Source organism: Pseudomonas chlororaphis subsp. chlororaphis, assembly GCF_003945765.1.
Lineage (GTDB): Bacteria > Pseudomonadota > Gammaproteobacteria > Pseudomonadales > Pseudomonadaceae > Aquipseudomonas > Aquipseudomonas chlororaphis.
The window spans coordinates 5,414,813-5,428,896 of record NZ_CP027712.1; the positions used below are offsets into that span (position 1 = coordinate 5,414,813).

The 14,084-nt window shown below is 61.2% G+C and carries 15 protein-coding genes; 9 read left to right on the forward strand and 6 right to left on the reverse strand.

Going from position 1 to position 14,084, the window contains the following annotated elements; all coding sequences use genetic code 11:
* Window positions 1-35: 35 nt before the first annotated feature.
* From groL to C4K27_RS24450, 4 genes are all read right to left on the reverse strand, one after another.
* A complete protein-coding gene (gene groL, locus C4K27_RS24430; protein WP_007932705.1) occupies window positions 36-1,679 on the reverse strand; it encodes a chaperonin GroEL in 1,644 nt (547 codons plus the stop codon).
* 49 nt (window positions 1,680-1,728) lie between these two features.
* Window positions 1,729-2,022 carry a co-chaperone GroES gene (locus C4K27_RS24435; protein ID WP_007932704.1) on the reverse strand — a complete coding sequence of 98 codons (294 nt, stop codon included), beginning with the start codon at window positions 2,020-2,022 and terminating at the stop codon, window positions 1,729-1,731.
* A 253-nt stretch (window positions 2,023-2,275) separates the two neighbouring features.
* Window positions 2,276-2,752, reverse strand: a complete 477-nt coding sequence (locus C4K27_RS24445; RefSeq protein ID WP_007932702.1) for an FxsA family protein — start codon at window positions 2,750-2,752, stop codon at window positions 2,276-2,278.
* Window positions 2,753-2,818: 66 nt separating this feature from the next.
* Window positions 2,819-3,550: a HugZ family pyridoxamine 5'-phosphate oxidase gene (locus C4K27_RS24450; protein ID WP_053262439.1), complete on the reverse strand. Its 732-nt coding sequence runs from the start codon at window positions 3,548-3,550 to the stop codon at window positions 2,819-2,821.
* Between the two features lie 163 nt (window positions 3,551-3,713).
* On the opposite strand from C4K27_RS24450, the gene C4K27_RS24455 reads away from it, so the two are divergent.
* On the forward strand, window positions 3,714-4,472 hold the full coding sequence (locus C4K27_RS24455; protein WP_053262440.1) for an SDR family oxidoreductase: 759 nt from the start codon (window positions 3,714-3,716) through the stop codon (window positions 4,470-4,472).
* 70 nt (window positions 4,473-4,542) lie between these two features.
* Here C4K27_RS24455 and apbC read toward each other — a convergent pair whose 3' ends face one another.
* Complete coding sequence (gene apbC, locus C4K27_RS24460; protein WP_009045357.1) at window positions 4,543-5,637, reverse strand: iron-sulfur cluster carrier protein ApbC; 1,095 nt, start codon at window positions 5,635-5,637, stop codon at window positions 4,543-4,545.
* Between the two features lie 195 nt (window positions 5,638-5,832).
* Here apbC and metG point away from each other — a divergent pair, with 195 nt between their 5' ends.
* From metG to C4K27_RS24500, 8 genes are all read left to right on the forward strand, one after another.
* Window positions 5,833-7,884: a methionine--tRNA ligase gene (metG, locus tag C4K27_RS24465; RefSeq protein ID WP_053262441.1), complete on the forward strand. Its 2,052-nt coding sequence runs from the start codon at window positions 5,833-5,835 to the stop codon at window positions 7,882-7,884.
* Window positions 7,885-8,016: 132 nt separating this feature from the next.
* Complete coding sequence (locus C4K27_RS24470; protein WP_053262442.1) at window positions 8,017-8,604, forward strand: Rnf-Nqr domain containing protein; 588 nt, start codon at window positions 8,017-8,019, stop codon at window positions 8,602-8,604.
* Window positions 8,601-9,821: an electron transport complex subunit RsxB gene (gene rsxB / locus C4K27_RS24475; RefSeq protein WP_053262443.1), complete on the forward strand. Its 1,221-nt coding sequence runs from the start codon at window positions 8,601-8,603 to the stop codon at window positions 9,819-9,821. The genes C4K27_RS24470 and rsxB overlap by 4 nt, the downstream gene beginning before the upstream one ends.
* Entirely contained in the window at window positions 9,808-10,803 is a 996-nt protein-coding gene (locus tag C4K27_RS24480; RefSeq protein ID WP_053262444.1) for an RnfABCDGE type electron transport complex subunit D, read from the forward strand. The genes rsxB and C4K27_RS24480 overlap by 14 nt, the downstream gene beginning before the upstream one ends.
* On the forward strand, window positions 10,800-11,411 hold the full coding sequence (locus tag C4K27_RS24485; RefSeq protein WP_053262445.1) for an RnfABCDGE type electron transport complex subunit G: 612 nt from the start codon (window positions 10,800-10,802) through the stop codon (window positions 11,409-11,411). Before C4K27_RS24480 ends, C4K27_RS24485 begins: the two co-directional genes overlap by 4 nt.
* On the forward strand, window positions 11,404-12,003 hold the full coding sequence (locus C4K27_RS24490) for an Rnf-Nqr domain containing protein (RefSeq protein ID WP_053262446.1): 600 nt from the start codon (window positions 11,404-11,406) through the stop codon (window positions 12,001-12,003). Before C4K27_RS24485 ends, C4K27_RS24490 begins: the two co-directional genes overlap by 8 nt.
* 7 nt (window positions 12,004-12,010) lie before the next feature.
* A complete protein-coding gene (nth, locus tag C4K27_RS24495) occupies window positions 12,011-12,649 on the forward strand; it encodes an endonuclease III (protein WP_007922445.1) in 639 nt (212 codons plus the stop codon).
* Window positions 12,650-12,756: 107 nt separating this feature from the next.
* Window positions 12,757-12,936, forward strand: coding sequence for a PA3496 family putative envelope integrity protein (locus tag C4K27_RS24500; RefSeq protein WP_007922443.1), 180 nt, complete (start codon window positions 12,757-12,759; stop codon window positions 12,934-12,936).
* Window positions 12,937-13,126: 190 nt separating this feature from the next.
* Here the strand turns inward: C4K27_RS24500 and C4K27_RS24505 are convergent, their stop codons facing one another.
* Window positions 13,127-13,753, reverse strand: coding sequence for a response regulator transcription factor (locus C4K27_RS24505; protein WP_007922442.1), 627 nt, complete (start codon window positions 13,751-13,753; stop codon window positions 13,127-13,129).
* Window positions 13,754-14,084: the final 331 nt, after the last annotated feature.

Consider the following 14,084-nt stretch of genomic DNA (forward strand, 5'->3'; position numbering starts at 1 on the left):
CCGGCGGGGCTTTTTCGTACAGGGGTAAGGCTGGCTTACATCATGCCGCCCATGCCACCCATGCCGCCCATGTCTGGCATGCCGCCAGCCGCAGGCTTGTCTTCAACGATTTCAGCAACAGCCGCTTCGGTGGTCAGGATCAGACCGCCGATGGAGGATGCCGCTTGCAGCGCCGAACGGGTCACCTTGGTTGGGTCCAAGATGCCCATTTCGATCATGTCGCCGTATTCGCTGGTAGCAGCGTTGTAACCGTAGTTACCTTCACCCTGCTTGACCTTGTCGACCACTACGCTTGGCTCGTCGCCGGAGTTGGCAACGATCTGGCGCAGAGGTGCTTCGACAGCGCGACGCAGAACAGCGATACCCACGTCCTGGTCGGCGTTGTCGCCTTTCAGGCCGCTGATCGATTGCAGGGCACGGATCAGGGCTACGCCACCGCCAGGTACCACGCCTTCTTCAACGGCTGCACGGGTAGCGTGCAGGGCGTCTTCAACGCGGGCTTTCTTCTCTTTCATTTCAACTTCGGAACCGGCGCCAACCTTGATCACCGCAACGCCGCCGGACAGCTTGGCCAGACGCTCTTGCAGTTTTTCACGGTCGTAGTCGGACGAAGTGTCGGCCACTTGTTGACGGATCTGGGTCACACGAGCCTGGATGTCCGCTTCAACGCCAGCACCGTCGATGATGGTGGTGTTTTCTTTGGACAGGATCACGCGCTTGGCGTTACCCAGGTGCTCCAGGGTGGTGCTTTCCAGGCTCAGGCCGATCTCTTCGGAGATGACGGTACCGCCGGTCAGGACGGCGATGTCCTGCAGCATGGCCTTGCGACGGTCGCCGAAGCCTGGTGCCTTGACGGCAGCGACTTTGACGATGCCACGCATGTTGTTCACAACCAGAGTCGCCAGGGCTTCGCCTTCAACGTCTTCAGCCACGATCAGCAGTGGGCGGCCGGCTTTGGCAACGGCTTCCAGCACTGGCAGCATTTCGCGGATGTTGGAGATCTTCTTGTCCACCAGCAGGATCAGCGGGCCGTCCAGCTCGGCGACCATGGTGTCCGGCTTGTTGATGAAGTAAGGGGACAGGTAGCCACGGTCGAACTGCATGCCTTCAACGACAGACAGTTCGTTTTCCAGGCCCGAGCCTTCTTCAACGGTGATCACGCCTTCTTTACCAACTTTTTCCATGGCTTCGGCAATGATGTCGCCGATGGAGTTGTCGGAGTTGGCGGAGATGGTGCCGACCTGAGCGATGGCCTTGGAATCGGCGCATGGCTTGGACAGACCTTTGAGCTCTTTGACGATGGCGATGGTCGCCTTGTCGATGCCGCGTTTCAGGTCCATCGGGTTCATGCCGGCAGCGACGGCTTTCAGGCCTTCGTTGACGATCGACTGAGCCAGTACGGTGGCGGTGGTGGTACCGTCGCCGGCGTCATCGTTGGCACGGGAAGCAACGTCTTTTACCAGCTGCGCGCCCATGTTTTCGAAGCGATCTTTCAGCTCGATTTCTTTGGCGACGGAAACGCCGTCCTTGGTGATGGTCGGAGCGCCGAAGCTCTTCTCGATGATCACGTTACGGCCTTTCGGGCCCAGGGTCGCTTTTACCGCGTCAGCCAGGACGTTAACGCCGGTGAGCATTTTCTTGCGGGCGGAGTCGCCGAATTTAACTTCTTTAGCAGCCATGATCGATATTCCTTAAATACTTTGTAGTAACGGGAAAATGAGCGGGTAATCAGCCTTCGATAACGGCGAGAATTTCGTTCTCAGCCATTACCAGCAGGTCTTCGCCGTCTACCTTCACAGTGTTGCTGCCGGAGTAAGGGCCGAACACAACCTTGTCACCCACTTTCACGGCCAGCGCACGTACTTCACCGTTTTCCAGAGCGCGGCCTGGACCTACAGCAAGAACTTCACCGGTGTTGGCTTTTTCAGCAGCCGAACCTGGCAGAACGATACCGCCAGCGGTTTTCTTCTCTTCTTCGCTGCGACGGATAACGACGCGGTCATGCAGAGGACGAAGCTTCATTGTCGATCTCTCCTAATTATGGTTTTCAGCGGCCGGTGTCGTTACCGGCGGGTTAACAAATCCGGCGTGGCCGGTTGCGGCTCGACGAGCGAGACGCGGAAGTCTGTCTGGTGTCGCCACCAGAAACCTTGCGGTGACCGATACATGTGGGCGCATATGCTTATTACAAGGGCTGCCCAGTGAATTTTTTTAGATTTTCAGTCGGGCAAAACGAACACGGCACCCGAAGGTGCCGTGTCGATCATTGAGAGACTCAGGAATCGCGGTGCTCGAACTCGCCTTCGATCACATTCGGCTCACGCCCCAAAGGGCGCTGCGGCGCGGGTCCGCCACGGGCGGCCTGCATGTCGTCGGCAAAGGCACGCTGACGAATGGCCTGTTCTTCGGCACGCTGGCGCATCTTGTTGGCCAGCAGGCGACGGGTGATCGGCAACAGCATGAAGAGGCCGAATACGTCACTGATGAAGCCAGGCAGGATCAACAGGCCGCCCGCCAGGGCCAGCATCAGGCCTTCGAGCATGGTCTGGGCCGGCAGCTCGCCGCGGTTCAGGCTTTCACGGGCACGCAATGCCGTGGCCAGCCCCGCGACGCGCAGGACCAGCACACCCAGCATCGAGCCCAGGATGATCAGCAGCAGTGCCGGGAAAAACCCGATCGCACCGCTGACTTTGACGAAGACGAACAGCTCTAGCACCGGGAACAGCAGAAAGAGCAACAGAAAAGGGCGCATCAAATGGTTTCCTCTACGGAAGAATGCCTTCCAGTAGACCCTAGATGACGTCGGCAATTCGTGAATTCAAGCCTCGGCCCCGGCATTTTTCGGCCATTGCTCGGCGTGAGCCAGAAAAACCAAGGCCTCGCGTACTTGTGTCGGCGTATTACAAGGGCTTGGGAACGGCAGCCAGTACACCCCCTGGCCGATCCGCAGGTGCATGCCTTCGGTATCGATGCCAGCCAGTTGCGCCGCAGCAGTTTTCGGCAGGCCGGCCAGGTCCACGTAATGGGCGATCGCCTTGGCGTGATCGCTGTTCATGTGCTCGACCATGCTCAGCTCGGCCTTGCCGGCGAACGGGTTGGCCAGCGTCACCTGGTCGATCCAGTGGATCGCGCCAAAGCCGCCGATGTAGCGATGACGTACCGGCTTGAGCCGCCAGAAATCGAAATCGTGGGCCTTGTGGTAGTTCTGCGACTCCGGGAAATAGCGGTAGTAACGTTCGGCCGCCGCCTCGATCGCCGCGGCGTCTTCGAGCTTTTCGGCTTCAGCCAGATAGGTCAGGCGCCCCACTGCCTGGACGTCCTCGGCTTCGCGCTCGCCCACCAGCAGCGAACACTTGGGATCCTTCTGCAGGTTATGGGTGTGCTGGGCAATGCGGCTGATCAGGATCAGCGGCTGCCCCTGCTCGTCCAGGCAATAGGGAACCACCGAGCCAAAGGGAAAACCCGGCATGGCCTTGGAGTGCGTCGACAGCACGCCACGGTATTCCTTGAGCAGTAATTCTCGTGCATGCTTCGCAGCTTCAACGCTCAATTTATGACTCCTTATATAGAATCCGTCTAAAACGGACGGGCGTCTGGAGCAAAGTTCCAGCGACGCCATCGGGGCAATTCTCAATCTGCAGCCAGGCCATGCCCGACGCACAAGAGAGGCGCCTTGAAAGACACCACTCCAGTTCTGCTTTCGGAGCATGCGAATGCAACTCAATGACAAAGTAATCATTATCACCGGCGGTTGCCAGGGTCTGGGCCGCTCCATGGCGGAGTATTTCGCCAGCAAAGGCGCCAGGCTGGCGCTGGTCGACCTGAACCAGGAAAAGCTCGACCAGGCCGTTGCCGCCTGCCAGGCCGCGGGAGTCGAAGCCCGCGCCTACCTGTGCAACGTTGCCAATGAAGAGCAGGTGGAACACATGGTCGCCCAGGTCGCCGAAGACTTCGGCGCCATTCACGGCCTGATCAACAACGCCGGCATCCTGCGCGACGGCCTGCTGCTCAAGGTCAAGGACGGCCAGATGAGCAAGATGAGCCTGGCCCAGTGGCAGTCGGTGATCGACGTCAACCTGACCGGCGTGTTCCTCTGCACCCGCGAAGTCGCGGCGAAGATGGTCGAGCTGAAAACCAGTGGCGCGATCATCAATATTTCCTCGATTTCCCGTGCCGGCAATATCGGCCAGACCAACTACTCCGCCGCCAAGGCCGGGGTCGCCGCGGCGACCGTGACCTGGGCCAAGGAGCTGGCGCGCTACGGCATTCGCGTGGCCGGCATCGCACCGGGCTTCATCGAAACCGAAATGACCCTGGGCATGAAACCCGAAGCCCTGGAGAAAATGACCTCCGGCATTCCGCTCAAGCGCATGGGCAAACCGGAAGAGATCGCTCATTCGGCGGCCTACATCTTCGAGAACGACTATTACACCGGCCGGATCCTCGAGCTGGACGGCGGCCTGCGGATCTGAAACCCGCCCATGAAATGCTCATAAAAAAGCCCGGTGCAGCGCACCGGGCTTTTTTGTTGGCCCAACCGGCTCAGTCGTCGCTGACGGTGATGTTCGGCATCGCCGGTGCCGCGGCTTCCTGCAGCACGATGCGCGCGCCGACATGGCGGGCCAGTTCCTGGTAGACCATGGCGATCTGGCTTTCCGGCTCGGCGATCACGGTCGGCTTGCCACCGTCGGCCTGCTCGCGAATCAGCATCGACAGCGGCAGCGAGGCCAGCAGCTCGACACCGTACTGGGTCGCCAGCTTCTCGCCACCGCCCTCGCCGAACAGATGCTCGGCATGGCCGCAATTGGAGCAGATATGCACGGCCATGTTTTCCACCACGCCCAGCACCGGGATGTTGACCTTGCGGAACATCTCCACGCCCTTGCGCGCGTCCAGCAACGCCAGGTCCTGCGGGGTGGTGACAATGACCGCGCCGGCCACCGGGACTTTCTGCGCCAGGGTCAGCTGGATATCGCCGGTGCCCGGCGGCATGTCGATCACCAGATAATCCAGGTCGCCCCAGGCGGTCTGGGTCACCAGTTGCAGCAGGGCGCCGGAGACCATCGGCCCGCGCCAGACCATCGGCGTGTTGTCGTCGGTCAGGAAGGCCATGGACATGACCTCGACACCGTGGGACTTGATCGGCACGAACCATTTCTGGTCCTTGACCTGCGGCCGGGTACCCTCGGCGATGCCGAACATGATGCCCTGGCTCGGGCCATAGATGTCGGCATCGAGAATCCCCACCTTGGCGCCTTCGCGGGCCAGGGCCAGGGCCAGGTTGGCCGCGGTGGTGGACTTGCCCACGCCGCCCTTGCCGGAGGCCACCGCCACCACGTTCTTGACGTTGGCCAGGCCCGGAATCTGCGCCTGGGCCTTGTGCGCGGCAATCACGCTGGTGACATTGACGCGAGCGATGACCACGCCGTCCATGTTTTCGATGGCCAGCTTCAGCAACTGGGCCCAGCCGCTCTTGAACAGACCGGCGGCATAACCGATCTCCAGTTCGACACGCACCTCGTCGCCCTGGATGTCGATGGAACGGACACAACCGGCGCTGACCGGGTCCTGGTTCAGGTAGGGGTCGGTGTATTGGCGAAGAACGGCTTCCACCGCTGCGCGATTGACGGCGCTCATGGGCAACTCCGATAACAAGACGGGAAAATCAGGCGGCTATCCTACCTGTTCCGTGGCGTGCGCGGGATGCCAAAGCATCACATAGCACGCCCGCCGATGGCTACGACGGCCGTGGAAAACCGGGCTCACGGGGTGAAATATATTTCTCGGCGCTTTATAGTGGCCGACCTCCGTTTCATCAAGTAGCCGAGCCCCATGTCCGAGCCACGCAAGATCCTCGTCACCAGCGCCCTGCCCTATGCCAATGGTTCCATCCATCTTGGCCATATGCTTGAGTACATCCAGACCGATATGTGGGTGCGCTTCCAGAAGCATCGCGGCAACCAATGCATCTATGTCTGCGCGGACGACGCTCACGGCTCGGCCATCATGCTGCGCGCGGAAAAGGAAGGCATCACCCCGGAACAACTGATCGCCAACGTCCAGGCCGAACACAGCGCCGACTTTGCCGACTTCCTGGTGGACTTCGACAATTTCCACTCGACCCACGCCGAAGAAAACCGTGAGCTGTCGAGCCAGATCTACCTGAAACTGCGCGACGCCGGGCACATCGCCACGCGCTCGATCACTCAGTATTTCGACCCGGAAAAACAAATGTTCCTGGCCGACCGCTTCATCAAGGGCACCTGCCCGAAATGCGGCACCGAGGACCAGTACGGCGACAACTGCGAAAAATGCGGTGCCACCTACGCGCCGACCGACCTGAAGGATCCGAAGTCGGCGATTTCCGGCGCCACCCCGGTGCTCAAGGATTCCCAGCACTTCTTCTTCAAGCTGCCGGACTTCCAGCAGATGCTGCAGCAATGGACCCGCAGCGGCACCCTGCAAGACGCCGTGGCGAACAAGATCGCCGAATGGCTGGATGTCGGCCTGCAGCAGTGGGATATCTCCCGCGATGCGCCGTATTTCGGCTTCGAGATCCCCGACGAGCCAGGCAAGTACTTCTACGTCTGGCTGGACGCGCCGATCGGCTACATGGCCAGCTTCAAGAACCTGTGCAACCGCGCGCCGGAGCTGGACTTCGATGCGTTCTGGGGCAAGGACTCGACCGCCGAGCTGTACCACTTCATCGGCAAGGACATCGTCAACTTCCACGCGCTGTTCTGGCCCGCCATGCTCGAAGGCGCCGGCTACCGCAAGCCGACCGGCATCAACGTGCACGGCTACCTGACCGTCAACGGCCAGAAGATGTCCAAGTCCCGCGGCACCTTCATCAAGGCCCGGACCTACCTCGACCACCTGTCGCCGGAATACCTGCGTTACTACTACGCGGCCAAGCTGGGCCGCGGCGTCGACGACCTGGACCTGAACCTCGAAGACTTCGTGCAGAAGGTCAACTCCGACCTGGTAGGCAAGGTGGTGAACATTGCCAGCCGTTGCGCCGGCTTCATCCACAAAGGCAACGCCGGCGTGCTGGTGGACCAGAACGCCGCGCCGGAGCTGACCGACGCCTTCCTGGCGGCCGCGCCGAGCATCGCCGACGCTTATGAGGCCCGTGACTTCGCCCGCGCCATGCGTGAAATCATGGCCCTGGCCGACCGCGCCAACGCCTGGATCGCCGACAAGGCGCCGTGGTCGTTGAACAAGCAGGAAGGCAAGCAGGATGAGGTCCAGGCCATCTGCGCCACCGGCGTCAACCTGTTCCGCCAGCTGGTGATTTTCCTCAAGCCGGTGCTGCCGCTGCTGGCCGCCGACGCCGAGGCGTTCCTCAATGTCGCCCCGCTGACCTGGAACGACCACCAGCACCTGCTGAGCAACCACCAGCTGAACGCATTCAAGCCGCTGATGACGCGGATCGACCCTGTGAAAGTACAAGCCATGACCGATGCCTCGAAAGAAGACCTGACTGTCAGCCAGACCGACACCGGTGAAGCCAAGCCTGCGGGCAACGGCGAGCTGGCCAAGGATCCGCTGTCGCCGGAAATCGACTTCGACACTTTTGCCGCCGTCGACCTGCGCGTGGCGTTGATCGTCAAGGCCGAGCATGTGGAAGGCGCCGACAAGCTGCTGCGCCTGACCCTGGATATCGGCGACGAGCAACGCAACGTGTTCTCTGGGATCAAGAGCGCTTACCCGGATCCGTCCAAGCTCGACGGTCGCCTGACCATGATGATCGCCAACCTCAAGCCACGGAAAATGAAATTCGGCATCTCCGAAGGCATGGTGATGGCGGCCGGCCCTGGCGGCGAAGAGATCTACCTGCTGAGCCCGGACAGCGGCGCCAAGCCGGGCCAGCGGATCAAGTAACTCCGCTTGCGGGATCGATCCCCCCGTCGCGCCGCTGCGTGGCGGGGGGATTTTCATATCTGGATGGGCCTGCGCCCTTGCCGGATAATTGCCTAGTCTTCAGGTATCCGCCCGCCCTCACCGGCCACGAACATGACCGAGATTGTCCTCAAGCTCATCAGCGCTGCCCTGATCAACAACTTCGTGTTGCAGTGGCCGCTGGGCGTCGATCCGCTGTTGCAGGCCAGTGCCGAGCCGCAGGTTGCGCGGCGGCGGATCCATGCCCTGGGGATCGCCACCAGTTGCCTGATGCTGCTCTGCAGCCTGCTGGGCTACGGGCTTTATCAGGCGCTGCTGGTGCCACTGGGCCTGACCTCGCTGCAACTGTTCGTATTCCTGCCGCTGGGCGTGCTGCTGATCGCACCGCTGCTCAAGCTGCTGACCCGGATGTTGCCCGGGCTGCCATTCGACGGCCTCTGGCCGCTGCTGCTGGGCAATGCCGGTGTACTCGGCGCGTTGCTACTGGCGGTCCAGGCCAATCGCGGGCTCGGTCATGGCCTCGCCCTGGGCCTGGGTGCGGGCCTCGGTTTCTGGCTGGTATTGAGCCTGTTCAGCGACCTGCGCCAGCGCATTATCAACAACGATGTGCCCCTGCCCTTTCGCGGCCTGCCGATCGACCTGATCAGCGCCGGCCTGATGGCGGTGGCATTTCTCGGTTTCAACGGACTGCTCAACCCATGAGTCTGATTCAACGCATCGACGCCCTGCTGCCGCAGACCCAATGCGGCAAGTGTGGCCACCCCGGATGCAAGCCCTACGCCGAAGGCATCGCCAACGGCGAGGCGATCAACAAGTGCCCGCCCGGCGGCGACGAAACCATTGCCGGCCTGGCCAGGCTGCTGAATGTCCCGGTCGTGGAACTGGACATCAGTCGCGGCCCGGCGCCGGCCCAGGTGGCCTTTATCCGCGAAGCCGAATGCATCGGCTGCACCAAGTGCATCCAGGCCTGCCCGGTGGATGCCATAGTCGGCGCGGCCAAGCAGATGCACACGGTGCTGATCGACGAATGCACCGGCTGCGATCTCTGCGTGGCGCCGTGCCCGGTGGACTGTATCGAGATGCATCCGCTGCCGCTGAATGACGTATTGCCGATCGTCGGCGGCCTGGCTACCGGTCCCGAAGAACTGCGCGCCCGGACCGCCAAGCGCGATCACGCGCGCCAGCGCTTCGAGCGCCGCAATGCCCGGCTGCAACGCGAAGAACAGCACAAGCAGGCCGAACGGGCCGCCCGCGTGCAACGTGCCGCGCAGCCCAGTGAAACCAGCCTGGACCCGGTGCAGGCGGCCATCGAGCGGGTGCGCGCACAAAAGGCGGCCGCCGCCGATGCCGCGGTGAAAAAAGCCAAGATCGAGCTGGCGATGAGCCGGGCCCAGTTGAACAAATCGCTGAAAGCTTTCGGCCATCCGCCGACCTTCGAGCAACAGTCGCAACTGATCGTCCTGCAGCGCCAGTTCGAGGCCGCCGAGCAAGCCCTCGCGCAGTTGGAAGGCGCTGTCGAAACCACCGTCGAAACCGTGGCCTCAGCGCCCCCGGCCAAAGACGCCGAGCTCAAGCGCGCGAAAATCCAGCTGGCGATGCGCCGCGCGGAACTGAAAAAGGCCCAGGCCAACCAGGCGCCTGCCGAGCAACTGGCCAGTCTGCAGCAGGCACTGAAAGACGCAGAACAGGCCTTGCACGCAACCGAAGAAGCCAGCGGGCAACCGGCGCCCAATCTGGTGCGAGTCGAAAAACGCCCGATCGACACCCGCCTGCGGCAACTGAAAACCGAACTGGCTTACGCGCGAGCAGAAGTCAGCAGGCTGGAGCGTCACAGCGACACCCCGCCGCCACTGTTGGCCAAGGCCCGCGAGCGACTGGCCAAAGCCGAGCGCCAGGTACAAGCCCATGACGCCCCTTGAGCAACCGGACGAACGCCTGCGACAAGCCATGCAGCGCGTACTTCTGGCGGCCCTGCCGGGGCTGCTGGCGCTCTTCTGGCTGTTTGGCTGGGGGATTCTGATCAACCTGCTGCTGGCCTGTGCCAGCGCTCTTGCCGTCGAAGCCGCGGTGCTGCGATTGCGCCAGTGGCCATTGCGTCCTTTCCTTGGCGATGGCAGTGCCCTGGTCAGCGCCACCTTGCTGGCCCTGGCCTTGCCACCGTATTGCCCGTGGTGGCTGACAGTCAGCGCGGCCGCTTGTGCCTTGCTGTTCGGCAAGCACCTGTATGGTGGCGTCGGCAAGAATCCGTTCAACCCGGCGATGCTCGGTTATGCCCTGGTGCTGGTCTCTTTCCCCCAGCAGATGACTCATTGGCCGGCCTCCCATGGCCTGGACCTGCTGGGCGGCCTGCAGCAGATCTTCGGCATAGCCCTCGACAGCACGGCGCCCGATGCCTGGGCCCAGGCCACGGCACTCGACAGCCTGCGCATCAACAAGAGCCTGACCATCGATGAACTGTTCGCCGGCAATGCCGCCTTCGGCCATTTCGGCGGCAAGGGCGTGGAATGGGTCAACCTGGCCTTTCTCGCCGGCGGCGCCTTTTTGCTGCAGCAACGGGTGTTCAGCTGGCACGCCCCGGCCGGCATGCTCGGCAGCCTGTTCGTCATCAGCCTGCTGTGCTGGAACGGTTCCGGGTCGGACTCCCACGGCTCGCCGTTTTTCCACCTGCTGAGCGGCGCGACCATGCTTGGCGCCTTTTTTATCGTCACCGAGCCGGTCTCCGGCCCGAGGAACACAAAGGCACGCCTGCTGTTCGGGGTCGGCGTCGGCCTGCTGACTTACCTGATCCGCACCTGGGGCGGTTACCCGGACGGTGTCGCCTTCGCCGTACTGCTGATGAACCTCGCCGTCCCCGCCCTGGAGCGCCTGGCTACTCCGCCTCCCGAGCCTTCCCTGCCATGAACCGCGCAACGAGTCTGGGAGTGTTGGCACTGCTGGCGGCTGTCGGCGCCACTGGCACTTTCTTCGTCCAGCAGACGACGGCTCCCCGCATCGAGCGCGAACAGCGCGCCATCCAGGCACGCAATCTGCTGGATCTCCTGCCCGTCGACAGCTACGACAATCAGCCGCTGGATCAGCCGCTGGCCATCGATAACATCCAGCTCAGCCACAGCACCCTGCTCGCCGGTTATCGCGCCACGCGCAACGGCCAACCCAGCGCTGTGCTGCTGCGCAGCCAGGTCAGCGGTTATGGCGGCCCGATCGAGCTGCTGATCGGCGTCGCCGCCAACGGCAAACTGCTGGGCAGCAAGGCTCTGCGGCATTCGGAAACGCCCGGGCTGGGCGCGCGCATCGCCGAGCGCCCGAATACCTGGCTGCCGGGTTTTATCGGCAAGTCACTGGGTGATCCGAGCGACGCCGGCTGGGCGCTGAAAAAAGACAATGGCCAATTCGACCAGATGGCCGGGGCCACCATCACCTCACGGGCGGTGGTCGAGGGGATTCACGACAGCCTGCGCTACTTCGACGAGCACCGCGAACAACTGCTGGGAAGTCCCGCCCATGAATAAATCCTCGACCCTGCAGAACGCCCTGATGCTCGCGCCACTGATCGGCGCCAGCGACTCATTGGTCAAGGCCCTCGGCCTGGCCTTGGTATTTCTCTGTGTGAGCGCGGTATTCGGCTTATGCATGAATGCCCTGCGCCCGCGCCTGGCTGGCCAGGGCCGCCTGGGCGCCAGTATCCTGCTCAGCGCCACGCTCACCAGTTGTGCCATGCTGGCCGCGCAAGCCTGGGCGTTCGAACTGCAACAACAGTTGGCCCTCTACCTGGGCCTGATTGCCGTGCAATGCGTAGTGCTGGAGTACCAGGATTTTTTCCAGCGTCCCGTGCGCTTGCGTTTCGCCGGCCTGTTCTGCCTGCTGCTGATTATCCTGGGTGCACTGCGCGAAGCCTTCGGCAGTGGCTCGATCGGCAATCATCTGCAATGGCTGCTGGGGACGAACGACGTCGACTGGCCAGGCTGGGTTCTGACCGCCCAGGGTGGCTTGCACCTGCTTACACTCGCACCTGGCGGTTTTATCCTGCTGGGGCTGTTGCTGGCCGCCAGGCAAGCCTGGGCCGCTTCTACGACCTCACACCGACCGCCTTCAAGGAAATGACTCACCCATGAATGCCGCAAAACGCCTGGAAATTTTCCGCAGGCTGCACGAAGACAATCCGGAACCGAAAACCGAACTGGCCTATTCGTCGCCCTTCGAGCTGCTGATTGCCGTGATCCTTTCGGCCCAGTCCACCGATGTCGGGGTCAACAAGGCGACGGCCAAGCTCTTCCCCGTGGCCAATACGCCGGCCGCCATCTATGCCCTGGGCGTCGAAGGCCTGTCCGAGTACATCAAGACCATCGGCCTGTACAACAGCAAGGCCAAAAACGTGATCGAGACCTGCCGCCTGCTGGTGGAACGGCACAACAGCGAAGTCCCGCAGACCCGCGAAGAGCTCGAAGCCCTGCCAGGCGTCGGCAGGAAGACCGCCAACGTGGTACTCAACACGGCTTTCCGCCAACTGACCATGGCCGTCGATACGCACATCTTCCGGGTCAGCAACCGCACAGGGCTGGCCCCTGGAAAGAATGTCGTGGAGGTCGAAAAGAAACTGATGAAATTCGTGCCCAAGGAGTATCTCCTCGACTCCCATCACTGGCTGATCCTCCATGGCCGCTATGTGTGCCTGGCCCGCAAGCCGCGCTGTGGAAGCTGCCGGATCGAGGACCTGTGCGAATACAAGCACAAGACCTCTGACGATTGAGCAATCATTGATTTTGATGATAGGTCGATTGAAAAAATCTTTTTTACCAGTCCCGAGAATATCGATATAAGGAGCGCCAATGGCAGTCTTAGCCTGGAGTTAACCTTATGAGTACTGGCAAAGAACAACTGGACGTAGAAGACGACTTCACCCCTGTTGAAACAGAAGATGCAGAGCCTGTGGTAGAGGTGGCCAAGACCAACTTGAGCAAACGTCGGACCATCGACAACCTTCTGGAAGAGCGGCGCTTGCAAAAGCAACTGGCCGATTACGACTTTGATCTTTAGTAACAAAAAGCCTCCTTTGACGGAGGCTTTTTTGTTACACAGCCAACATTTCAAGTCGCTTCTTTTCAAACCACGCCATGCGCGGCTGAGGGATCCAACATCGCCGACAGACCGGCAAGCCCGCAACGCAATGAACGCTCGCAAAAGCCGCTGTTTTTCCCTCCCGTGCCTTGTTGTAGCGCCTCAACCTTCATACCAGCTGATGGCGCTTGGCAAACTCGATCAGGTCCACCAGCGAGCGGGCGTTGAGTTTCCCCAACAGCCGCCTTTTGTAGGTGCTCACCGTTTTACTGCTCAAGCACAGGCCCTCGGCAATCTCCTTGTTGGTCTGCCCACCAGCGAGTTGCTTCAGGACCATCAACTCTCGACCCGACAGGCTGGACAACATCCCCTCCTCGCTGGCGATGCCCAGGCTTGAGCGCAGGGTATGCAAGGCTTCGTTGGGAAAATAACTGTAGCCGGCCAGGACTGCCCTGACGGCACTGATCAATTCAGTGATGTCCTGCTGCTTGCACACATAACCCGCCGCACCAGCCTGCATGCAGCGCATGGAGAAAGGGCCAGGTACTTGCAGGCTCAATACCAGCACTTTGGTCGACATGGCTTTTGACGAAAGTCTGGCGATAACTTCCAGGCCATCGAGTTTGGGAATACCAATATCAAGAATAAGGATGTCTGGAACATGTTCATAAGACAGTTTCAGGGCATCCATGCCATTGTCCGCCTCGGCAACTACTTCAAAGCCGTGCCGCTCCATCAGCATGCGCACAGCCAGACGAGTGACGGGATGATCATCTACGATCAAAACTTTCTTCATGGGTAAGTCCAGAGTCCGCTATTGGTTTTTCAAGCAAACACCATAACCCAGTCATTTGGCCCGTGGCATGGCCATGCCCTGGGCCAGCATCGCCCCGAGAAGTTCCTTACAAACAATACGGATTTGCCCTACAAGGAAAAATTGAACGTCGCCCCCTATATATAACTACTCCTGACTTTCCTACACTTCGTATTGAAAAGAACAGACTGAAAGATAGTCGAGATCCCATTGAAACAATGGCCAGTGGAAACTTTTAGTTATGGTCTCCAGACACCCACTTTGATCGATTAAAACATCAGGCATAAAAAAGCCCCGCTCATGGCGGGGCTCT